Annotated in this window: 23 protein-coding genes; 13 read left to right on the forward strand and 10 right to left on the reverse strand. The window is 63.8% G+C overall.

Annotated elements, in window-relative coordinates; translation table 11 throughout:
• Positions 1-15 precede the first annotated feature (15 nt).
• Positions 16-924, reverse strand: coding sequence for a 50S ribosomal protein L3 N(5)-glutamine methyltransferase (gene prmB / locus H618_RS0108555; RefSeq protein WP_028694684.1), 909 nt, complete (start codon positions 922-924; stop codon positions 16-18).
• A 179-nt stretch (positions 925-1103) separates the two neighbouring features.
• Here prmB and H618_RS0108560 point away from each other — a divergent pair, with 179 nt between their 5' ends.
• The 6 genes from H618_RS0108560 (at position 1104) to H618_RS0108585 (ending at position 5114) form a co-directional block, all read left to right on the forward strand.
• Complete coding sequence (locus H618_RS0108560) at positions 1104-1694, forward strand: cysteine hydrolase family protein (protein ID WP_028694685.1); 591 nt, start codon at positions 1104-1106, stop codon at positions 1692-1694.
• A gap of 134 nt (positions 1695-1828) precedes the next feature.
• Complete coding sequence (locus H618_RS0108565; protein WP_028694686.1) at positions 1829-2389, forward strand: Smr/MutS family protein; 561 nt, start codon at positions 1829-1831, stop codon at positions 2387-2389.
• Positions 2390-2458: 69 nt separating this feature from the next.
• Positions 2459-3004, forward strand: coding sequence for a GTP cyclohydrolase I FolE (folE, locus tag H618_RS0108570; protein ID WP_028694687.1), 546 nt, complete (start codon positions 2459-2461; stop codon positions 3002-3004).
• Positions 3005-3074: 70 nt separating this feature from the next.
• The gene (locus H618_RS0108575; RefSeq protein WP_028694688.1) at positions 3075-3446 is read left to right on the forward strand and encodes a glutaredoxin family protein; all 372 of its coding nucleotides are present in this window, start codon (positions 3075-3077) and stop codon (positions 3444-3446) included.
• Between the two features lie 132 nt (positions 3447-3578).
• On the forward strand, positions 3579-4769 hold the full coding sequence (locus tag H618_RS0108580) for a benzoate/H(+) symporter BenE family transporter (protein ID WP_028694689.1): 1191 nt from the start codon (positions 3579-3581) through the stop codon (positions 4767-4769).
• Positions 4770-4928: 159 nt separating this feature from the next.
• Positions 4929-5114, forward strand: coding sequence for a hypothetical protein (locus H618_RS0108585; protein WP_028694690.1), 186 nt, complete (start codon positions 4929-4931; stop codon positions 5112-5114).
• 73 nt (positions 5115-5187) lie between these two features.
• Here H618_RS0108585 and H618_RS0108590 read toward each other — a convergent pair whose 3' ends face one another.
• The 5 genes from H618_RS0108590 to cysM form a co-directional block, all read right to left on the reverse strand.
• Positions 5188-5730: a DUF2058 domain-containing protein gene (locus H618_RS0108590; protein WP_028694691.1), complete on the reverse strand. Its 543-nt coding sequence runs from the start codon at positions 5728-5730 to the stop codon at positions 5188-5190.
• Positions 5731-5756: 26 nt separating this feature from the next.
• Positions 5757-6593 carry a nucleoside triphosphate pyrophosphohydrolase gene (gene mazG / locus H618_RS0108595; RefSeq protein WP_028694692.1) on the reverse strand — a complete coding sequence of 279 codons (837 nt, stop codon included), beginning with the start codon at positions 6591-6593 and terminating at the stop codon, positions 5757-5759.
• A gap of 32 nt (positions 6594-6625) precedes the next feature.
• A complete protein-coding gene (gene relA / locus H618_RS0108600) occupies positions 6626-8863 on the reverse strand; it encodes a GTP diphosphokinase (RefSeq protein WP_028694693.1) in 2238 nt (745 codons plus the stop codon).
• 102 nt (positions 8864-8965) lie between these two features.
• Positions 8966-10330 (reverse strand): 23S rRNA (uracil(1939)-C(5))-methyltransferase RlmD, encoded by a 1365-nt coding sequence (rlmD, locus tag H618_RS0108605; protein ID WP_028694694.1) that lies wholly within the window; start codon positions 10328-10330, stop codon positions 8966-8968.
• Positions 10330-11229, reverse strand: coding sequence for a cysteine synthase CysM (gene cysM / locus H618_RS0108610; RefSeq protein WP_028694695.1), 900 nt, complete (start codon positions 11227-11229; stop codon positions 10330-10332). The genes rlmD and cysM overlap by 1 nt, the downstream gene beginning before the upstream one ends.
• Before the next feature lie 245 nt (positions 11230-11474).
• On the opposite strand from cysM, the gene H618_RS0108615 reads away from it, so the two are divergent.
• From H618_RS0108615 to H618_RS0108630, 4 genes are all read left to right on the forward strand, one after another.
• Entirely contained in the window at positions 11475-14231 is a 2757-nt protein-coding gene (locus H618_RS0108615; protein WP_028694696.1) for a response regulator, read from the forward strand.
• 21 nt (positions 14232-14252) lie between these two features.
• Positions 14253-15242: a 2-hydroxyacid dehydrogenase gene (locus H618_RS0108620; RefSeq protein WP_028694697.1), complete on the forward strand. Its 990-nt coding sequence runs from the start codon at positions 14253-14255 to the stop codon at positions 15240-15242.
• A gap of 84 nt (positions 15243-15326) precedes the next feature.
• Positions 15327-15761, forward strand: coding sequence for a hypothetical protein (locus tag H618_RS0108625; RefSeq protein WP_028694698.1), 435 nt, complete (start codon positions 15327-15329; stop codon positions 15759-15761).
• Positions 15758-16162 carry an META domain-containing protein gene (locus tag H618_RS0108630; RefSeq protein ID WP_028694699.1) on the forward strand — a complete coding sequence of 135 codons (405 nt, stop codon included), beginning with the start codon at positions 15758-15760 and terminating at the stop codon, positions 16160-16162. Before H618_RS0108625 ends, H618_RS0108630 begins: the two co-directional genes overlap by 4 nt.
• A gap of 43 nt (positions 16163-16205) precedes the next feature.
• On the opposite strand, the gene H618_RS0108635 is transcribed toward H618_RS0108630, so the two are convergent.
• A complete protein-coding gene (locus H618_RS0108635; RefSeq protein WP_028694700.1) occupies positions 16206-16673 on the reverse strand; it encodes a TlpA disulfide reductase family protein in 468 nt (155 codons plus the stop codon).
• An 88-nt stretch (positions 16674-16761) separates the two neighbouring features.
• Here H618_RS0108635 and arsC point away from each other — a divergent pair, with 88 nt between their 5' ends.
• Genes arsC through H618_RS0108650 form a run of 3 tightly spaced genes read left to right on the forward strand, consistent with a single transcriptional unit; the run spans position 16762 to position 18123 of the window.
• Positions 16762-17115: an arsenate reductase (glutaredoxin) gene (arsC, locus tag H618_RS0108640; protein ID WP_028694701.1), complete on the forward strand. Its 354-nt coding sequence runs from the start codon at positions 16762-16764 to the stop codon at positions 17113-17115.
• Entirely contained in the window at positions 17112-17717 is a 606-nt protein-coding gene (gene wrbA / locus H618_RS0108645; protein WP_028694702.1) for an NAD(P)H:quinone oxidoreductase, read from the forward strand. The genes arsC and wrbA overlap by 4 nt, the downstream gene beginning before the upstream one ends.
• Complete coding sequence (locus H618_RS0108650; protein ID WP_028694703.1) at positions 17710-18123, forward strand: DUF2069 domain-containing protein; 414 nt, start codon at positions 17710-17712, stop codon at positions 18121-18123. The genes wrbA and H618_RS0108650 overlap by 8 nt, the downstream gene beginning before the upstream one ends.
• Here H618_RS0108650 and H618_RS23325 read toward each other — a convergent pair.
• The 3 genes from H618_RS23325 to H618_RS22070 form a co-directional block, all read right to left on the reverse strand.
• On the reverse strand, positions 18087-18284 hold the full coding sequence (locus H618_RS23325) for an RHS repeat-associated core domain-containing protein (RefSeq protein WP_425414178.1): 198 nt from the start codon (positions 18282-18284) through the stop codon (positions 18087-18089). The genes H618_RS0108650 and H618_RS23325 overlap by 37 nt on opposite strands.
• A 189-nt stretch (positions 18285-18473) precedes the next feature.
• Positions 18474-18836 carry a hypothetical protein gene (locus H618_RS22760; protein WP_154660634.1) on the reverse strand — a complete coding sequence of 121 codons (363 nt, stop codon included), beginning with the start codon at positions 18834-18836 and terminating at the stop codon, positions 18474-18476.
• On the reverse strand, positions 18837-19601 hold a 765-nt coding region (locus H618_RS22070), incomplete at its 5' end, for an RHS repeat-associated core domain-containing protein (protein WP_028694704.1).

The following is a 19601-nucleotide window of genomic DNA, read 5'->3' on the forward strand; positions in this document are numbered from 1 at the left end:
GCGGCTGCCGCTCGATCAGACCCGCGAGCGGAACAGCTCCTGATGCTGGCGGCATTGTTCGGCGGTGAGCATGAATACACCATGCCCGCCGCGCTTGAACTCCAGCCAGGCGAAATCGACTTCCGGGTACAACTGCTCGACATGCACCTGGCTGTTGCCCACCTCGACGATCAGCAAGCCCTTGTCGGTCAGGTGTTCGGCGGCGTCGGCGAGCATGCGCCGCACCAGGTCGAGGCCATCGTTGCCGCAGGCAAGGCCCAGTTCCGGCTCGTGCTGGTACTCGGCGGGCATGTCGGCGAAGTCTTCGGCATCGACGTACGGCGGGTTGGACAGAATCAGGTCGAAACGCTGCTTGGGCAGGCCGGCAAAACCATCGCCCTGCACGGTGTACACCCGCTCCTCCAGGCCGTGGCGCTCGATGTTCTGGTTGGCCACCTCGAGGGCTTCGAACGACAGATCGGCCAGCACCACTTCGGCCTCAGGGAATACGTCGGCGGCAACGATGCCAATGCAGCCCGAACCGGTGCACAGGTCAAGGATGCGCGCCGGCTCGCTGCCCAGCCACGGCTCCAGGCGCGCTTCGAGCAGTTCGCCGATGGGTGAGCGTGGCACCAGTACGCGCGGGTCGACGATGAACGACATGCCACAGAACCAGGCTTCGCCCAGCAGGTAGGCAGCCGGAATGCGTTCGTCGATGCGCCGCTTGAGCAGATGCAGCAGGCGTACCCGCTCGTCGTCTTCGAGCCGGCAGTCGAGGTAGGCGTCGGCGATTTCATACGGCAAGTGCACGGCGCCGAGCACCAGCAGGCGCGCTTCGTCCCAGGCGTTGTCGGCGCCGTGGCCGAAGAACAGGTCGTGCTCATGGAAGCGGCTGACCGCCCAACGGATATGGTCGCGCAGGGTGCGCAGGCGGGAAGTGATCACTGTGGACTCCTTTTGGGACAGTGGGAAAGTCTACCAGCAGAGGCCTGCGAATGGGTCGCCGGCAGGTCGCTGCAGATAGCCACAGGCCAGCAATGACGCTGGCTGCGCTGTCAAGCATTCCCATTGTCGTCGCGGCAGAGGACAATAGCCGGCAAAAGCCCTAGCCGAAGGAGCCCTTGATGTCCGTTCCAACCACGATGTTCCGCCTCAGCGGCCGCGACTACCCGCCGGCCAAGCTGAGCCAGGCCAGCCTGATCATCATCGATGCGCAGAAGGAGTACCTGAGCGGTCCTCTGGCGCTGTCGGGCATGCCCGAGGCCACGGCCAACATCGCCCGGTTACTCGAAGCTGCGCGCCTGGCGGGGCGTCCGATCGTGCATGTACGCCACCTGGGCACGGTCGGCGGGCTGTTCGATCCGCAAGGTCCGCGCGGCGAATTCATTCCCGGCCTCGAACCCCGCGAGGGCGAGGTGGTGATCGAAAAGCGCATGCCAAACGCCTTCAAGAACACCAAGCTGCACGAAACGCTTCAGGGTCTGGGCCATCTCGACCTGATCGTCTGCGGCTTCATGAGCCACTCCAGCGTCAGCACCACCGTGCGCCGCGCCAAGGACTACGGCTACCGCTGCACCTTGGTCGAAGACGCCTCGGCCACACGCGACCTGGCATTCAAGGATGGGGTGATTCCCGCCGCGCAGATCCACCAGGGCGAAATGGCGGTCATGGCCGACAACTTCGCCTGCGTCGCCCCCACCGCCAGCCTGATCTGATTCCAGCCCGATGCCGGTGCCGGGCACAGCCCGCTCGGCGCCAGGGGCAGCGCGGCCGGCACCGCGCATGACGCCCACAGACCTGCCGCGGCCCGGTCGACTCACGTACACTACGCCGCCCAGCTGGAGGCATCATGCAAGACGACGACTTTTCCCTCTTTCGCAGTGAAGTGCGCGGCGTCAAGCCGATCAGCCACGATCGCGCTGAAGTTGGCAAGCCCAGGACCGACCGCAAGCAACTCGCCGGTCTGCGGCAGAAGGCGACCATTCGCAGCGACCAGCCGCTGGTGATCGACGGGTTGTCCGATCAGTTCGTCATCGACGTCGGCGCCGAAGACGAGCTGCTGTGGCGCCGTGACGGAGTGCAGGAAACCCAGCTGCGCAAGCTCAAGCTGGGCCAGATCGCCTTCGAAGGCAGCCTCGACCTGCATGGCATGAGCGTCGAGAAGGCCCGCGAAACCCTCTGGGACTTCATCGCCGAGGCTACCAAGCTGGAAGTGCGCTGCGTGCGCGTGACCCACGGCAAGGCCGCGCGCCTGGACGGCAAGCGTCCGATGATCAAGAGCCACGTCAACACTTGGCTGCGCCAGCACGCGCAAGTGCTCGGCTTTGTCTCGTGCCAGCCACGCCATGGCGGCACCGGGGCGGTGTATGTGATGCTCAAGCGAACCATGCTCGAAGGCCGCGACGAGTAACATCGCGCTTGCAGCGCCGCGCCCCGAGACTTAACCTTCATTTTTGCGAAAATTCCCACAGGTAGATCCATGTCCCTGGAACAGAACTACACCGAGATCCTTGGCCAGATCGGCGAGGACGTCTCCCGCGAGGGCCTGCGCGACACGCCCAAGCGGGCCGCAAAGGCCATGAAGTACCTTTGCCGCGGTTATGAGCAGACCCTCGAAGAGGTCACCAACAACGCGCTGTTCAGCTCCGACAACAGCGAGATGGTGGTGGTCCGGGACATCGAGCTCTACTCGATGTGCGAACACCACATGCTGCCGTTCATCGGCAAGGCGCACGTCGCCTACCTGCCCAAGGGCAAGGTGCTGGGCCTGTCCAAGGTCGCGCGCATCGTCGACATGTACGCCCGCCGCCTGCAGATCCAGGAAAACCTCAGCCGCCAGATCGCCGAAGCCATCGAGCAGGTCACCGGCGCCGCCGGCGTTGCCGTGGTCATCGAAGCCAAGCACATGTGCATGATGATGCGCGGCGTCGAGAAGCAGAACTCCAGCATGATCACCTCGGTGATGCTCGGCGAGTTCCGCGCCAATGCCGCGACGCGCACCGAGTTCCTCAGCCTGATTCGCTGATGCAACCGCGTTGCCAAGCCGGCCCCTTGCGGGTCGGCTTTTTCGTTTCTTGCTTTCCAGGAGTGTTCTCATGATCGTCAAAGCCCTGCGGGTCGGTCTCGGCCAGCTCATCGTGTTCGGCGACTGGATCAGCCGTCCGGCCAAGCGCAAGCGCGACGCCGCGGCCCAGGCCAAGGTCGAAGAGCAGGCCCGTGAGCTGGCCCTGTACCAGTTCCACGCCTGCCCGTTCTGCGTCAAGACGCGTCGTGCCATGCACCGGCTCAACGTGCCCGTGACGCTGCGCGACGCCAAGCACGACCCGGTCCATCGCCAGGCGCTGCTCGAAGGCGGCGGTCGCATCAAGGTGCCGTGCCTGCGCATCGAGGAAGCCGGCCAGGTGCGCTGGATGTACGAATCCAACGACATCATTGCCTACCTCGATCAGCGCTTTGCCAACGTCTGACCGGCACAGTTAAACCGGCATTGAGTGAAGTGATAACTGTACGGCCAAACCTGCACTTGGCTGTACTGCCCCTCGAAGCGGCGTAACACGTAGGCTGAAAGAACTGCTTACATTCGTTCAGAGAGCCGCCTCATGTCCGTCGCCAAACCTGCTCGTCTACGGCCGCTGGCCGATTCTTCGCCGTCTGCCATGGTCGCTGGCTTCATCGCCATGCTCACCGGCTACACCAGCTCGCTGGTGCTGATGTTCCAGGCGGGTCAGGCAGCGGGGCTGAGCAGCGCGCAGATTTCTTCGTGGATCTGGGCCCTGTCGATCGGCATGGCGGTGTGCAGCATCGGCCTTTCGCTGCGCTACCGCACACCGATCACCGTGGCCTGGTCGACGCCGGGTGCGGCACTGCTGATTACCAGCCTGGGCGGCGTCAGTTACGCAGAAGCCATTGGCGCCTACATTACCTGCGCCGTGCTGGTGGTGATCTGCGGCCTGACGGGCAGCTTCGAGCGGCTGATGCGGCGTATTCCCGCCTCGCTGGCAGCAGCGCTGCTGGCGGGCATCCTGTTCAAGATAGGCAGCGAAATCTTCCTCGCCGCGCAGCACCGCACCCTGTTGGTGCTGGGCATGTTCTTCAGTTATCTGCTGGTCAAGCGCGTCTCGCCGCGCTACTGCGTTCTCGCCGCGCTGCTGGTCGGCACCGGGCTGTCCGGCGCGCTGGGCCTGCTCGACTTCAGCAGGTTCAGCCTGGAGCTGGCGACGCCGGTGTGGACCACGCCGAGCTTTTCAGTCGCCGCCACCATCAGCATCGGCATTCCGCTGTTCGTCGTGGCCATGACCTCGCAGAACATGCCAGGCATCGCGGTATTGCGCGCCGATGGCTACCAGGTGCCTGCCTCACCGCTGATCACCAGCACTGGGCTGGCCTCGCTGCTAATGGCCCCGTTCGGCTCCCATGGGGTGAACCTGGCGGCGATCAGTGCCGCGATCTGCACCGGCCCGCACGCCCATGAAGACCCCGCCAAGCGCTACACCGCAGCGGTTTGGTGCGGCCTGTTCTATGCCGTGGGGGGAACCTTCGGCGCAACCCTGGCTGCGCTCTTCGCAGCCCTGCCCAAGGAACTGGTGCTGTCGATCGCCGCGCTGGCGCTGCTCGGCTCGATCATCAATGGCCTGAGCATCGCCATGGCCGAGGCGCGCGAGCGCGAGGCCGCGCTGATCACCTTCATGGTCACCGCATCTGGCATGAGTCTGCTGTCGATTGGCTCAGCGTTCTGGGGGATCATCGCGGGTCTGCTGACCCTGCTGATTCTGAGCCCGCGCAAGGGCTGAACCGGCGCAGAAGTGGCCTGGCAGTGCGCGACTGCCAGGCACCCGAGGCGGTTGCATGAAAGATGTTTAATCGCCGTTTTATTTACTTAGCCTGCTATCAAACTCTATAACTAAGGCCTGCGACATCGTGTCGCAATCAACCAGAAGTGGAGTTTGACGATGACTGTTCAAGTAACCGAACGCGATGAATCGAAAATGTCCCACGAAGGCCTGGCCGCCGGTGTGCGCATCTGGGATGTGCATCAGCAAGGCGAGTTGGTGGGCATGTTCCATGACGAACAACAAGCCCAGCAATACCGCGCAGAGCTCGAAGGCTGGGAAAGCCAGCGCGACGAACCGCATTGAATCGTTCGCGGCCAAGGCGCCTCCCACCGGGTGAAATGCCCTGTTGGTGTGAGCGGCTTTGGCCGCGAAGCCGTTACCACATCAGATCGTCAGGAATCTTGTACGCCGCATACGGATCATCCGCTTCGTCGGCTTCCTCGACGTGGGTGTTGAGCAGCAGGATGCGGTGCGCATCGCGCTCCTGAATCTTCAGCGCCGCTTCCCGCGGAATAACTTCATAGCCCCCGCCATGGGACACCACTGCCAGCGAGCCATTGCTCAACTTGCTGCGCATCAGCGCGTTGACGGCGATGCGCTTGACCTTCTTGTCGTCGACGAAGTTGAAGTAGTCCTCGGTGGTCAGCTTGGGCAGGCGGGTGGCTTCGATCAGTTGCTTGACCTGCGCCGCACGGGCCTTCTGCTCGGCCTTTTCCTGCTGAGCGCGGTTGAGTTCCTGATCGCGCTTGGCCTTGTCGGCCATGGCTTCCTTGGCCAGGCGCTGCTGCGAATCGTCAGCCTCGGCCTGGCCTTTTTGCACCAGGCGTTTTTGTTTCTTCTCGGCCTTGTTGGTCTGGGAAACCTGTTTCTGGTTGACCAGACCGGCCTTGAGCAATTGGTCGCGAAGGGAAAGGCTCATCGATGTTCACTCACTTATGCATCAGCTCAGCCGCAGCTGGGCAGGTTCTTTTCCTGACGCTTGGCTTCGCCCCACAGGGCGTCCAGTTCGTCGAGGGTACGATCTTCGATCGGCAGGCCTTGCTCTCGCAAGGCCTGCTCGATGAAACGAAAGCGTCGCTCGAATTTCGCATTGGCGCGACGCAGGGCGTGTTCGGGGTCGTGCTTGAGATGGCGTGCCAGGTTGACGGTGGCGAACAGCAGGTCGCCAAGTTCGTCCCGCACCGCATCGGCGTCGCCTGCGGCCATGGCCTGCAACACTTCATCGAGTTCCTCGCGCACCTTGTCCAGCACCGGCAAGGCCTCGGGCCAGTCGAAGCCCACCGTAGCGGCGCGCTTCTGCAGCTTTGCCGCCCGTGAAAGCGCCGGCAGACTGGCCGGCACGTCGTCGAGCAACGACAGTTGCTGCGGGCTGCTGGCCTGCTCGGCGCGTTCTTCGGCCTTGATCGCCTCCCAGCGCTGCTTGACCTGTTCCTCACTGAGCCGCGGCGTATCCAGCGGGGCGCGCAGATCGCCCGTGGGGAACACATGTGGATGACGTCGAATCAGCTTGCGGGTGATGGCATCGACCACGCCGGCGAAGTCGAACCGTCCGTCCTCGCGCGCGAGCTGGCTGTAATACACCACCTGAAACAGCAGGTCGCCCAACTCGCCTTGCAGGTGCTGGAAATCACCGCGTTCGATGGTGTCGGCCACTTCATAGGCCTCCTCCAGGGTGTGCGGGACGATGCTTGCGTAGTCCTGTTTGAGATCCCACGGGCAGCCGTGTTGCGGGTCACGCAGACGGGCCATGAGGTGCAGCAGATCGTCCAGGGTATGGGTCATGACACTTCCTTCGTGCAGCCTTGAGCCGAGGCTCACGGGGTACGGTTACGCCGCGTCTCGATGATGTTCGGCAACTGCGAGATACGCCCAAGCAAACGACCGAGGGCGTCCAGGCCGGGAATCTCGATGGTCAGCGACATCAACGCAGTGTTGTCGTCCTTGTTCGAGCGGGTGTTGACCGCCAGCACGTTGATCTTCTCGTTGAGCAGCACCTGCGAGACGTCGCGCAGCAGGCCAGGGCGGTCGTAGGCGCGCACGACGATGTCGACCGGGTAGGTCTGCACCGGAATCGGGCCCCAGCTCACCTGGATGATGCGCTCGGGCTCCTTGCCCGCCAGTTGCAGCACCGAGGCACAGTCCTGACGATGGATGCTGACCCCGCGGCCCTGGGTGATGTAGCCGACGATGGCATCGCCTGGCAGCGGCTGGCAGCAGCCGGCCATCTGCGTGAGCAGGTTGCCGACGCCCTGGATACGAATATCGCCGCGTTTACCTGAACGGCTGGTGGGCTTGCGGGTGATCAGCTCGACCTGCTCGCTGCGGTCTGGCTCGAGCAACTGCTGCGCAGCGTTGACCATCTGCGCCAAGCGCAGATCACCCGCGCCGAGGGCGGCGAACATGTCTTCGGCGGTCTTGACGTTGGCCTTCTCGGCCAGGCGCTCGAAGTCGACCTGCGGCAAGCCCAAGCGGCTCAGCTCGCGCTCCAGCAACGTGCGGCCAGCAGCGACGTTCTGATCGCGTGCCTGCAACTTGAACCAGTGGACGATCTTCGCCCTGGCCCGCGAGGTGTTGACGTAACCAAGGTTGGAGTTCAGCCAGTCGCGGCTGGGGCTACCGTGCTTGCTGGTGATGATCTCGACCTGCTCGCCGGTCTGCAGTACATAGTTGAGCGGGACGATGCGCCCGTTGATCTTCGCACCGCGGCAGTTATGGCCGATTTCGGTGTGCACGCGGTAGGCGAAGTCGAGCGGCGTGGCGCCTTTGGGCAGGTCAATGGCATGGCCGTCGGGGGTGAAGATGTAGACCCGGTCAGGCTCGATGTCGACGCGCAGTTGCTCGGCCAGGCCGCCGATGTCGCCCAGCTCTTCGTGCCACTCCAGCACTTGGCGCAGCCAGGAAATCTTTTCTTCGTAGTGGTTGGAGCCACCCTTGACGTCGGTGCCTTTGTACTTCCAGTGCGCGCACACGCCCAGCTCGGCTTCCTCGTGCATGCCATGGGTGCGAATCTGCACCTCCAGCACCTTGCCTTCGGGGCCGATCACCGCGGTGTGCAGCGAGCGGTAGCCGTTTTCCTTGGGGTTGGCGATGTAGTCGTCGAACTCCTTGGGAATATGCCGCCAAAGGGTATGGACGATGCCCAGCGCGGTGTAGCAGTCGCGGATTTCCGGCACCAGCACGCGTACCGCGCGCACGTCGTAGATCTGGCTGAATTCCAACCCTTTGCGCTGCATCTTGCGCCAGATCGAATAGATATGTTTCGCCCGACCGCTGATGTCGGCATTCACGCCGGTGGCCAGCAGTTCGTTCTGCAGCTGGTTCATCACATCGCTGATGAAGCGCTCGCGGTCGAGGCGACGCTCGTGCAGCAGCTTGGCGATCTGCTTGTACTGGTCGGGTTCGAGGTAGCGGAACGAGAGATCTTCGAGTTCCCACTTGATGTGGCCGATGCCCAGGCGGTGGGCCAGTGGCGCGTAGATATCGAACACTTCGCGCGCCACGCGCAGGCGCTTTTCGTCGTCGGCGGCCTTCACCGCACGGATCGCGCAGGTGCGCTCGGCCAGCTTGATCAGCGCCACGCGCACGTCATCGACCATCGCCACGAGCATCTTGCGCAGGTTCTCGACCTGCGCCTGCGAGCCCAGCACCAGCGACTGGCGCGGGCTCAGGCTGGCGCTGATGGCGGCCATGCGCAGCACGCCGTCGATCAGCTTGGACACCACCGGGCCGAAGCGCTGGCCTACCTCGGCCAGGGTAACCTTGCCTTCGCGTACCGAGCGATAGATCAGCGCGGCGACCAGCGAATCCTGGTCGAGCTTGAGGTCAGCGAGAATTTCCGCGATTTCCAGGCCGGCCTGAAAACTCGAGGTGCCGTCGGCCCAGGAATGCTTGGCCGGGTTGCCATTCTTCTCGACATCCTGAGCGAACTCGCAGGCCAGGGCCAGTTCCGTCCGGTCGAGTGCCGTGTCGACACTCGTGACATGATCCAGCCATCCTTCGAGATTGATACTGCCGTCGGTATTGACCGGCTGGTGCACTCTCACCTGTACCATCTGTGTTCCACCTTTCCATAACAGCACGCCCCACGGACGTACTGGCTTTCATCTGCGCGGCCTCCATTCCCTGGAAGCCGCGCCAAGCGGCTGGCAGCAAGCCTAGCCCGCTTCGAATAACGCCATGGCTTCGACATGCGCCGTCTGAGGAAACATGTCGAGAATCCCGGCCCTTGTTAACCGGTACCCCTGGTTGACCAGCACCTGTGCATCGCGCGCGAGGGTTGCCGGGTTACATGATACGTAAACCAGCCTTTTCGCCTTGAGCTGTGCGATGTGTCGCACAACCTCAAAAGCACCGTCGCGCGGTGGGTCCAAGAGTACCGCAGAAAAGCCCTCGGCGGCCCACTCGGCGCCGGCCAAAGGCTGGGTCAAATCGGCCTGAAAAAAGGCCGCGTTATGCACATCGTTGTCGCTGGCATTGGCCGCAGCCCGCTCGACCATGGCCTGCACCCCTTCCACGGCCACCACCTCACGGGCCCGGCCGGCCAGCGGCAGGGCGAAGTTGCCCAGGCCGCAGAACAGGTCGAGCACACGCTGGTCGGCCTGCGGTGCCAGCCAGTCGAGCGCCTGCTCAATCATCGCCGTGTTGACCGCGGCATTGACCTGCACGAAATCCCCCGGTCGCCAGGCCAGACGCAGCTTCCAGGGCGCCAGCTCGAAGCCCAGGGCGGCACCTGCCAGGTAGGGCGCAGGCTCGCCTTCACCTTGCAGCCACAGCTGCGCGCCGGCCTGCTCGCAGAACGCCTGCAAACGCTGCAGATCAGCCTCGGGCAATGCGCTGACATGGCGCACCAGCAGCGCTTCGGCGGTGCCACTGAACAGCTCGACGTGGCCCAGCGCCTGGGGTTTGCTCAGGCTGCGCAGCACCGTCGGCAAATGCCGCAGGATCGTCTGCAAGGGCTGTACCAGCACCGGACATTCTTCGATGGCGATGATGTCCTGACTGGCCTCGGCGCGAAAACCGACGGCCAGGTGCTGCGCCTTGGCATCCCAGCGCACCGCCACCCGCGCGCGGCGTCGATAGCCGAACGCCGGGCCGGACAGCGGCGGTGCCCAGGATTGCGGCTGGATGCCCGCCACCCGTTGCAGTTGTTCGGCCAGGGTGCGCTGCTTGAGCGCCAGTTGTTGATCATGGGGCAGGTGTTGCAGGTTGCAGCCGCCACAGCGCGCATAGTGCCGGCACGGCGCCTCGACGCGTTCGGCGCTGGCTTGCAGCAACCGTTCCAGGCGTGCTTCGACCACCTTGCCGCGGGCATTGAGCACCCGTGCTTCGACCTCTTCCCCGGCCAGGGCGCCGCTGACGAACCAGGTGCGCCCTTCCAGGAAGGCGACGCCGCGGCCATCGCCGGCCAGGCGCTCGATGCTCAGCCGCTGTTTCTTGCCGGTCGGCACCTGGGCTTGGGCTGCACGATCGCCGCCAGTGGGCTGGAAGCGCAGGCTGCTGGAGGATTTCTTTCTGGACATCAGGGTGCGTCGAACAGGCCAGTGGACAGGTAACGGTCGCCACGGTCGCAGATGATCGCGACCAGCACCGCGTTTTCCAGCTCACGCGACAGGCGCAACATGCCAGCCACCGCACCGCCGGACGAGACGCCGCAGAAAATCCCCTCTTCGCGCGCCAGGCGCAGGGTGGTCTGCTCGGCCTCTTCCTGGGACATGTCGAGCACTTGGTCGACCCGGCTGGCGTCGAAGATCTTCGGCAGGTACGCCTCGGGCCAGCGGCGAATGCCGGGAATGGCCGAGCCGTCCATCGGCTGCAGACCGATGATCTGCACCGCAGGGTTCTGTTCCTTGAGGTATTGCGAGCAACCCATGATGGTGCCGGTGGTGCCCATCGAGCTGATGAAGTGGGTCACGCTGCCGTGGGTCTGCTGCCAGATTTCCGGACCGGTGCTGTGGTAGTGGGCAATCGGGTTGTCACCGTTGCCGAACTGATCGAGGACCCGACCACGCCCTTCGGCCTGCAAGCGCTCGGCCAGGTCGCGGGCGCCTTCCATGCCCTCTTCCTTGCTCACCAACAGCAACTCGGCACCGTAGGCGGTCATCGCCGCCTTGCGCTCGGCCGTGGAGTTGTCGGGCATGATCAGGATCATCTTGTAGCCCTTGATCGCCGCCGCCATGGCCAGGGCGATGCCGGTGTTGCCGGAGGTCGCTTCGATCAGCGTGTCGCCCGGCTTGATCAAGCCTCGCAGTTCGGCGCGGGCGATCATCGACAACGCCGGACGGTCCTTCACCGAACCTGCCGGGTTGTTGCCTTCAAGCTTGAGCAGCAGGGTGTTGCTGGTGTCGCCGGCCAGACGTTGCAGGCGCACCAGGGGCGTATTGCCGACGCAATCGGCGATGGTTGGGTACTGCGAGGTCATGGCGTAATTCGCATTCCGGGCGACAGGGGCGCCTATCATACCGGCAAACCTTTCCCTGCCATATCTCGCAATCGTTGGAGGTTATAGCGCCTGGCTATATGCCGGGAACGACCGCGCCATGCGCATGACGATCACCGGAATTTGCCGGTACCGACGCGACTAATCAGTGCAACCTCAACCCGACCGGGGTACCTTTCCGGCTCAGAGCGCGCGCGACCGCGCTGGCACATGTACAGGAGAACACTGTGCTCGATCGTCTGGGAATTCGCAGCCGCGTGCTGTTGCTGGCGCTGCTGCCGGCCAGCCTGATGGCCTTGGTGCTGGGCTGTTATTTCAACTGGCTGCAACAGGCCGAATTGCGCACGCAGTTGCTGCAGCGCGGCACCCTGCTGGCCGAGCAGCTTGCACCGCTGGCAGCGCCCGCCCTGGCCCGCCAGGCGCGGGGTCAACTGGAGCGGGTGGCGGCGGAAGCCCTGGAGCAGTCCGACGTGCGCGCCGTGGCCTTTCTCGCCGCCGACCGCAGCCGCTTGGCCCACGCAGGACCGAGCATGGTCAACCCACCGCCCAGCGGCGGTACGGGCACGCAACTGCTCGAGCGCAGCGGCAACGACGCCACGCGCTACCTGATGCCAGTGTTCGGCCATCACCGCGACCTGGCCACCGACGCCGTGGTGGGTGAGTCCGAGCGGCTGCTGGGCTGGGTCGAGGTCGAGGTGTCGCACGACGGCACGTTGCTGCGCGGCTACCGCAACCTGTTCACCAGCATGCTGCTGATTCTCGGCTGCCTGGGCCTGACGGTGCTGCTGGCACTGCGCATGAGCCGCGCCATCAACCAGCCGTTGCACCGCATCCAGCACGCGGTCAACCAGCTCAAGGACGGCAATCTGGAAGAGCGTCTGCCGGCCATGGGCAGCCATGAACTGGATGAACTGGCCGCCGGCATCAACCGCATGGCGCAGACCCTGCACAGCGCCCACGAAGAACTGCAACACAGCATCGACCAGGCCACCGAAGACGTTCGGCAGAACCTCGAAACCATCGAGATCCAGAACATCGAGCTGGACATGGCGCGCAAGGAGGCTCTGGAGGCCAGCCGCATCAAGTCGGAATTTCTCGCCAACATGAGCCACGAGATTCGCACGCCGCTCAATGGCATCGTCGGCTTCACCCACCTGCTGCAAAAGAGCGAACTGACCCCGCGCCAGCTCGACTACCTCGGCACCATCGAGAAATCCGCCGACAGCCTGCTGGGGATCATCAACGAAATTCTCGACTTCTCGAAGATCGAGGCCGGCAAGCTGGTGCTCGACAGCATCCCGTTCAACCTGCGCGATCTGATTCAGGACACCCTGACCATCCTCGCCCCTGCCGCCCACGCCAAGCAGCTCGAACTGGTCAGCCTGGTGTACCGCGACACGCCACTGTCGCTGATCGGTGACCCGCTGCGGCTCAAACAGATTCTGACCAACCTGGTGAGCAACGCGATCAAGTTCACCCGCGAGGGCACCATCGTGGTCCGCGCCATGGTCGAGGAAGACCAGGAAGACAGCGCGCAGCTGCGCATCAGCGTGCAGGACACCGGAATCGGGCTGTCGCCGCAGGATGTGCGTGCGCTGTTCCAGGCCTTCAGCCAGGCCGACAATTCACTGTCGCGCGAGCCCGGCGGCACCGGCCTGGGCCTGGTCATTTCCAAACGCCTGATCGAACAGATGGGCGGCGAGATCGGCGTCGACAGCACGCCTGGGGAAGGCTCGCAATTCTGGATCACCCTGACCCTGCCCAAGGCCCATGACGACCTCGACCACAGCCAGCCGCAAGCCCTGCTCGGACGCCGTGTGGCAATCGTCGAAAGCCATGAGCTGGCCTGCCAGGCGCTGGAGCACCAACTGGAAGACTGTGGTCTGAAAGTCACCGCATTCAGCTCGTTCGATCAGCTCACCCACGCCGTCGAAGCGGCTGCCCAAGCGCAGTTGCCGTTCGAATTCGCTGTGCTCGGGGTGTGCCTGGGGAATCTTTCGCCCGAGCACCTGGGGCACATCAACCGCCAGCTCGAGCAGCAAGGTTGCCAATGCGTGGTGCTCTGCCCGACCACCGAGCAGGCGCTGTACCACCCCTATTTACCCAATGGCTATGGGCAGTTGCTGTCCAAGCCGTCGTGCACGCGCAAGCTGCGCCGCCTGCTGCTTGAGATCGTCCAGCCGCGCCGCGCCCAGCTCGAACCCCAGGCCCTGGCCGGGCAGCGCTCGCCGCGGGTGCTGTGCGTCGACGACAACCCGGCCAACCTGCTGCTGGTGCAGACGCTGCTCGAAGACATGTGCGCCACGGTGGTCGCGGTCGACAACGGCCCGGCGGCGGTGCAGGCGGTCAAGGACGAAGCCTTCGACCTGGTGCTGATGGACGTGCAGATGCCGGGCATGGATGGATGCGCCTGCACCGAACAGATTCGTCGCTGGGAAGCCAGCCAGGGCGAGCAGGCGCTGCCGATCGTCGCCCTCACCGCCCATGCCATGGCCAACGAAAAACGCGCACTGCTGCACAGCGGCATGGACGACTACCTGACCAAACCCATCAGTGAGCGCCAGTTGGCCCAGGTGGTGCTCAAGTGGACCGGCCTGAACCTCAGCGCGGCGCAGCCGCAAGGCGGCCATGAGCCACTGGCCGACAGCAGCGAACTGCGCGTGCTCGATCCGGAAGAAGGCTTGCGCCTGGCTGCGGGCAAGCCAGACCTGGCCGCCGACATGCTGGCGATGCTGCTGGCTTCGCTGGAGGCCGACCGCGAGGCCATTCAAGCCGCCCGTCAGGCCGGTGATCGCCAGGCGATGATCGAGCGCGTGCACCGGCTCAACGGTGCCTCGCGTTATTGCGGTGTGCCGCAGTTGCGGGCGGCCTGCCAGCGCAGTGAAACCCTGCTCAAGCAGCAACATCCACACATGCTGCAGGCGCTCGATGAACTGGACCACGCCATCGCTCGCCTGGCCGCCCAGGCTCACCTGGGCGCCTGACCTGCCCCTCGAGGATTTCCCATGCGCGTTCTACTGTTCAGCAGCCAGGAGTACGACCAGGCCAGCTTTACCCGGGCCAACCGGCAAGCTGCGCTGGACCTGCACTTCCAGCCCGCCCGCCTGACCCTCGACACCGCAGCGCTGGCGGCCGGTTTCGAGGTGGTCTGCGCCTTCATCAACGATGAGCTGGACGCCGACGTGCTGGAGCGCCTGGCCGCCGGCGGTACGCGGCTGATCGCCCTGCGTTCGGCCGGCTACAACCATGTCGACCTGCCCAGGGCGGCGCACTTGGGGCTGGACGTGGTGCGGGTGCCGGCCTATTCGCCGCACGCCGTCGCTGAACATGCGGTAGCGCTAGTGATGGCGCTGAACCGCCGCTTGCACCGCGCCTACAACCGCACCCGCGAAGGCGATTTCACCTTGCATGGTTTGACCGGCTTCGACCTGCACGGCAAGACCGTCGGGGTGGTCGGCACCGGGCAGATCGGCGAAGCCTTCGCCCGCATCATGGCCGGCTTTGGCTGCCAGCTGCTGGCCTGCGACCCCTACCCCAACCCACGCGTGCTCGAACTCGGCGCCCGCTACCTGGAGCTGCCCGAACTGCTGCGTCAGTCACGTATCGTCAGCCTGCACTGCCCGTTGGCCGCCAGCAGTGAGCACCTGATCAACGCCCAAAGCCTGGCGCAGATGCAGCCTGGGGCGATGCTGATCAACACCGGCCGCGGCGCACTGGTCGACACCCCGGCGCTGATCGACGCACTCAAGAGCGGGCAACTGGGTTACCTGGGGCTGGACGTCTATGAAGAGGAAGCGCAGCTATTCTTCCAGGACCGCTCCGGCCATCCGCTGCAGGACGACGTGCTGGCGCGTCTGCTGACCTTCCCCAATGTCATCGTCACCGCCCATCAGGCGTTTCTGACCCGTGAGGCGCTGGATGCGATTGCCGACACGACCCTGCAGAACATCGTCGGCTGGGCCATGGGCAAAGCGCAGAATCTGGTCGATGGTTGACGCCAGGTCTGCGAAATCGGGCCACGGCGCGGTTGCGATGAAACCGGAACAGCCCCTACGATACGCGCCATTTCTGGAGGACCCATGGTCGAGCACGATTTCCGCTACACCCTGTTCAACCCGCAACACACCTTGATCGAATGCCGGGCGCTGGTGCCGGGGCGCTACCAAGTGACCGGCAACGGCGGCTCGATCAAGAAGGACGACGTCCTGCTGGTCAGCCTCAAGGGCAGCAAGACCCTGTCGATGCGCCTGACCGTGCAGACCGTACGTCACCTGATCAACCCTCACGGGCAGTGGGTGGCCGTGGCCAGCGGGCCGGCGTTCAAGGAGCTGGAAATCCTCGAGTGGCAGGTCAAGTGCGACAGCTGCGACGCCGTGCTCGACTTCGAATTCGCCGTGGATTCTTCGCTGGGCAACAAGGCCCGGCAACCGGCCGCCAGCGCCCGTATTCTTGAGCTGGGCTGGAGCGCCCAGGGCGAGCGTCACCTGTGCCCGAACTGCCAGCCAAAGCCATGAAGCGCCTGTGCTGCGGGGCGCTGCTGGGCCTGATGCTGGCCGGCTGCGCAAGCCCACCCCCGCCCCTGCAACGCGAACAGGGCTATGTGCTGGAGTGGATCGGCGAGCGGCCGCTGATGGACTTCAGCCACCTCACCCTGACCTTGGCCAGCGATGGCCGCGCCTACGGCAATGCCGGCTGCAACCACTGGTTCGCCAGCTACACCCTCAGTGGCCAGCGACTGAGCTTCGGCAAGGTCGGCAAGACCCGCAAGCTCTGCGCACCGGCGCTGATGGAGCAGGAACAGCGGTTCCTCGCCGAGCTGGAAAAGGTACAACGCTGGGACGCTTCGGCCGAAGGCCAGATCAGGTTCTGGCCGGCCACTGGCCAGGCGCTGCGTTTCTGGCCTGAGGACGACTGATCCGATCGAGGCCGCACGCGGCGGCCCCGACTCGTGAAAGCGATCAGGCCCCGCCTTTGAGCGCGGTGATCTTCTCGTGCAGGCCTTCGAGGGTCTGCTCACCGAGCAACTGCTCGCGCACCTTGCCCTTGTCATCGATGATGTAGGTCACCGGCAACGCCTCGCTGCGCGGCAGCTCGTAACGCTCGGCGGGGTCTTGCGCCAGCACGGTAAATTCGATGCCGAGCGCGTTGGCCGCTTCCTTGAGGTCGGCGCCTTGCAGGCCATCGAAGTTGACGCCCAGCACCTGAATACCCTGCGCCTGCCATTGCTTGGCAGCGGCGTTGAGTTCAGGGATTTCCGTGCGGCACGGGCCGCACCATTCCGCCCAATAGTTGAGTACCAGCCAGTGGCCGTCGATCTGCTCGGCCTTGACGGTCTTGCCGTCCTGGTCCACGCCATAGTCCGCGCCACAACCGGCGAGCAAGAGGCTCGCGGTGATGGCCAGTGCTACTGCCAAACGCCTTGCCATGGGTCAATCCTTCTCAAAGTTTTGCAGCCTGCCAGGCAGCCCGACGGGTAGAATAGCCGCCACTCCCGGCTGGAAGCGAGACCCCGTCATGCCTGAACTGACCCTCTACCATAACCCGCGCTGCTCGAAATCCCGAGCCGCCCTGGAGCTGCTTGAAGCCCGTGGCCTGGCGCCGACGGTGGTGCGCTACCTGGAAACCCCGCCGGACGCCGCCACCCTGCGTGACCTGCTCGGCCGTCTGGGTATCTCGGCGCGACAACTGCTGCGCACCGGCGAAGACGAGTACAAGGCGCTGAACCTGGCCGAGGCAAGCCTGGATGACGAAGCACTGATCGCCGCCATGGTCGAACACCCCAAGCTGATCGAGCGGCCGATTCTGCGCGCAGGCGAGCGTGCAATCATCGGTCGCCCGCCTGAAAACGTGCTGGAGATCCTGCCATGAGCGCCCCTTACATCCTCGTGCTGTATTACAGCCGCCACGGCGCCACCAGCGAGATGGCCCGGCACATCGCCCGCGGCATCGAGCTGAGCGGGTTGGAAGCGCGGCTACGAACCGTGCCAGCGATATCCACCGAATGCGAAGCGGTAGCGCCCGACATCCCCGCCAGCGGCGCCCCCTACGCCACCCTCGATGACCTGCGCCACTGCGCCGGCCTGGTGTTGGGCAGCCCTACCCGCTTCGGCAACATGGCCGCGCCGCTCAAATACTTCCTCGATGGCACCAGCAGCCTGTGGCTGGGCGGCGAACTGGTCGGCAAGCCTGCGGCGGTATTCACCTCCACCGCCAGCCTGCATGGCGGCCAGGAAACGACCCTGCTGTCGATGCTGCTGCCATTGATGCACCACGGCATGCTGGTGCTGGGCCTGCCCTACAGCGAGTCGGCCCTGCTCGACACCCGCGGCGGCGGCACGCCCTATGGCGCCAGTCACCATGCCGGGGCCGATGGCAAACGCCAGCTCGACGAACACGAAACCGCCCTGTGCCGCGCCCTGGGCCAACGCGTCGGCGCCACCGCCAAGGCGCTGGAGGCGAGCCGTGGCTAAACGGGTCAAACCGTTGCCAGCGCTGCACTGGCTGGCCCCGCGCCTGCGCATTGCCCGCAGCGCCAGCCTGGCCTGCTTCCTCGCGCTGATCGCCCTGCTGGGCCTGAACAACCTGCTGTTTGCCGACCTGCACGGCGCACGCGTCGGGGTGATCATGGCCATCGAGTTGCTGCCCTTGCTAGTGCTGCTGCCGGGCATGCTCAAAGGCAGCGCCCGCGCCCACGCCTGGACCTGCTTCGTGGTCAACCTGTACTTCATCAAAGGCGTGCTCGCCGCCTTCGACCCAGCCAGAGCCCTGCTCGGCTGGATCGAGGTCGCACTGAGCCTTGGACTGTTCGTCAGCGCGTTGCTGTATGTGCGCTGGCGGTTTCAGTTCGATCGGCGGGTGGCGGGGGAAGGTGGCTGAGGCCTGGATACCCAGACCGGACGCGCAGACATCGTGTTGAACCTGCGCAACAAGCTCTGTGGCGTCGAGTGAACTATGCTGTTGGCTTCTTGGGTGAACGGGTCCTTGCCAATGAACTGCCCCACCCGCAGGTCGTAATCTCGATACCGGTTGTAATGCAAGCCCGTCTCGACATCAAAATACTGCTCCTGAGAGCATAGCGCACTTTCCCTATTGATCGGCGTGGCTGTCTCGATAACTCCTTAGCCCTGAGAAGCTACATTTTGCATTGTTCGCTTAAGGCGAATCTGTATGCATATTCGTTTGGCTCTCCATACTTCGCAATCGAATTTTTTGAACTATAATATTTGTCATTTCTTCGTTTGAGAATAAATCCAGTCGAGTAGGTCTTTTTTTATTTTTTCGAGCTCATGGATTTTGGCTACTACACATGTTTCTACCCCTGTTTCAATAGGCTCGCGGGTTTTTGAGTATCCGCCAACATGATCGCAGATTACAGCTCTGAACACGTTTCCTGTTGAAATGTGAATAACTGAGAATATAGGGTTGGCGTCTCTGAATTGAGTGCCGTCACTACACGTATTGCTGTAGTGGGGTGTTATGAATTGGTCGGGTCTGGTGTTTGTTTTTTTCAAGTGATCGTTGAAAAATGAGGCGATAAGCGCTTCAAGCTTATCGTAAGTTTCTATGCTTGAAAGGTAGTCTTCGAACATCTATTTCTCCGTAAACGCTTTTCCTCCCCTGACTTCTACATCCACTCGCTCCCTGCGAGTGCCCTCAACCCTGAATGTTCTGCTTTGCTGGGCGTCTATTCCGCCACATTTGCATACTCTTTCGATCCATTCCTCAGCCTGCCCAAATGCATGCTCTCTGATCTGCAGATCTTTTCTGGTTAGCTTTCTTTTAAGCTCTTCCATTTTGGCTTTTGCATCCGATGCATTCAAAGGAGAGTCCTGGTCCCAACTGACAGACTCCTCTAGCGTTTTCCCTTGGGCTTGGAACCGCCCTCTGTGCGCCGCCAGTCCAAGCGGATCAACCCAATTCCCCGGACTCGGCGCATAAGCAAAGGTATTCAGCCCACCCGCAAACCCAATCGGGTCCTTGCCGATAAACCGCCCCACCCGCGGGTCGTAATATCGATACCGGTTGTAATGCAACCCCGTCTCGACATCGAAGTACTGCCCCTGAAAGCGTAACGCATTGTGGATGTTTTTCCGCTTGGCGGTGTCGCTGCGCTCTTCGGTGGCCTGGCCCCAGGCTTTGTAGTTACCGCGCCAGGCGATCTGGCCGTCGGTATCGGTCAGCTCCATCGGGGTGCCCAGTTGGTCGCACTGGTACCAGGCGAAGGTATCGACGTTCCCCGGAGTCGGTTTGTGTCGCCAGACCGGGTCGCGGGCGGTGCTGTAGTACTCGCCGTAGACGGGTTGGGGGATGAGCTTGAGCGGGGTGTCGATCACCGCTTGGGCGACGGGCACGAA

Origin of the sequence: Pseudomonas cremoricolorata DSM 17059 = NBRC 16634 (genome assembly GCF_000425745.1) — a bacterium.
In the GTDB taxonomy this organism is placed as follows: Bacteria; Pseudomonadota; Gammaproteobacteria; order Pseudomonadales; family Pseudomonadaceae; genus Aquipseudomonas; species Aquipseudomonas cremoricolorata.

Coding starts and splice junctions, on each gene's coding strand:
- H618_RS0108560 (WP_028694685.1), top strand. CDS start 1,104: ATGTCCGTTCCAACCACGATGTTCCGCCTCAGCGGCCGCGACTACCCG.
- H618_RS0108565 (WP_028694686.1), top strand. CDS start 1,829: ATGCAAGACGACGACTTTTCCCTCTTTCGCAGTGAAGTGCGCGGCGTC.
- folE (WP_028694687.1), top strand. CDS start 2,459: ATGTCCCTGGAACAGAACTACACCGAGATCCTTGGCCAGATCGGCGAG.
- H618_RS0108575 (WP_028694688.1), top strand. CDS start 3,075: ATGATCGTCAAAGCCCTGCGGGTCGGTCTCGGCCAGCTCATCGTGTTC.
- H618_RS0108580 (WP_028694689.1), top strand. CDS start 3,579: ATGTCCGTCGCCAAACCTGCTCGTCTACGGCCGCTGGCCGATTCTTCG.
- H618_RS0108585 (WP_028694690.1), top strand. CDS start 4,929: ATGACTGTTCAAGTAACCGAACGCGATGAATCGAAAATGTCCCACGAA.
- H618_RS0108590 (WP_028694691.1), bottom strand. CDS start 5,730: ATGAGCCTTTCCCTTCGCGACCAATTGCTCAAGGCCGGTCTGGTCAAC.
- mazG (WP_028694692.1), bottom strand. CDS start 6,593: ATGACCCATACCCTGGACGATCTGCTGCACCTCATGGCCCGTCTGCGT.
- relA (WP_028694693.1), bottom strand. CDS start 8,863: ATGGTACAGGTGAGAGTGCACCAGCCGGTCAATACCGACGGCAGTATC.
- rlmD (WP_028694694.1), bottom strand. CDS start 10,330: ATGTCCAGAAAGAAATCCTCCAGCAGCCTGCGCTTCCAGCCCACTGGC.
- cysM (WP_028694695.1), bottom strand. CDS start 11,229: ATGACCTCGCAGTACCCAACCATCGCCGATTGCGTCGGCAATACGCCC.
- H618_RS0108620 (WP_028694697.1), top strand. CDS start 14,253: ATGCGCGTTCTACTGTTCAGCAGCCAGGAGTACGACCAGGCCAGCTTT.
- H618_RS0108625 (WP_028694698.1), top strand. CDS start 15,327: ATGGTCGAGCACGATTTCCGCTACACCCTGTTCAACCCGCAACACACC.
- H618_RS0108630 (WP_028694699.1), top strand. CDS start 15,758: ATGAAGCGCCTGTGCTGCGGGGCGCTGCTGGGCCTGATGCTGGCCGGC.
- H618_RS0108635 (WP_028694700.1), bottom strand. CDS start 16,673: ATGGCAAGGCGTTTGGCAGTAGCACTGGCCATCACCGCGAGCCTCTTG.
- arsC (WP_028694701.1), top strand. CDS start 16,762: ATGCCTGAACTGACCCTCTACCATAACCCGCGCTGCTCGAAATCCCGA.
- wrbA (WP_028694702.1), top strand. CDS start 17,112: ATGAGCGCCCCTTACATCCTCGTGCTGTATTACAGCCGCCACGGCGCC.
- H618_RS22760 (WP_154660634.1), bottom strand. CDS start 18,836: ATGTTCGAAGACTACCTTTCAAGCATAGAAACTTACGATAAGCTTGAA.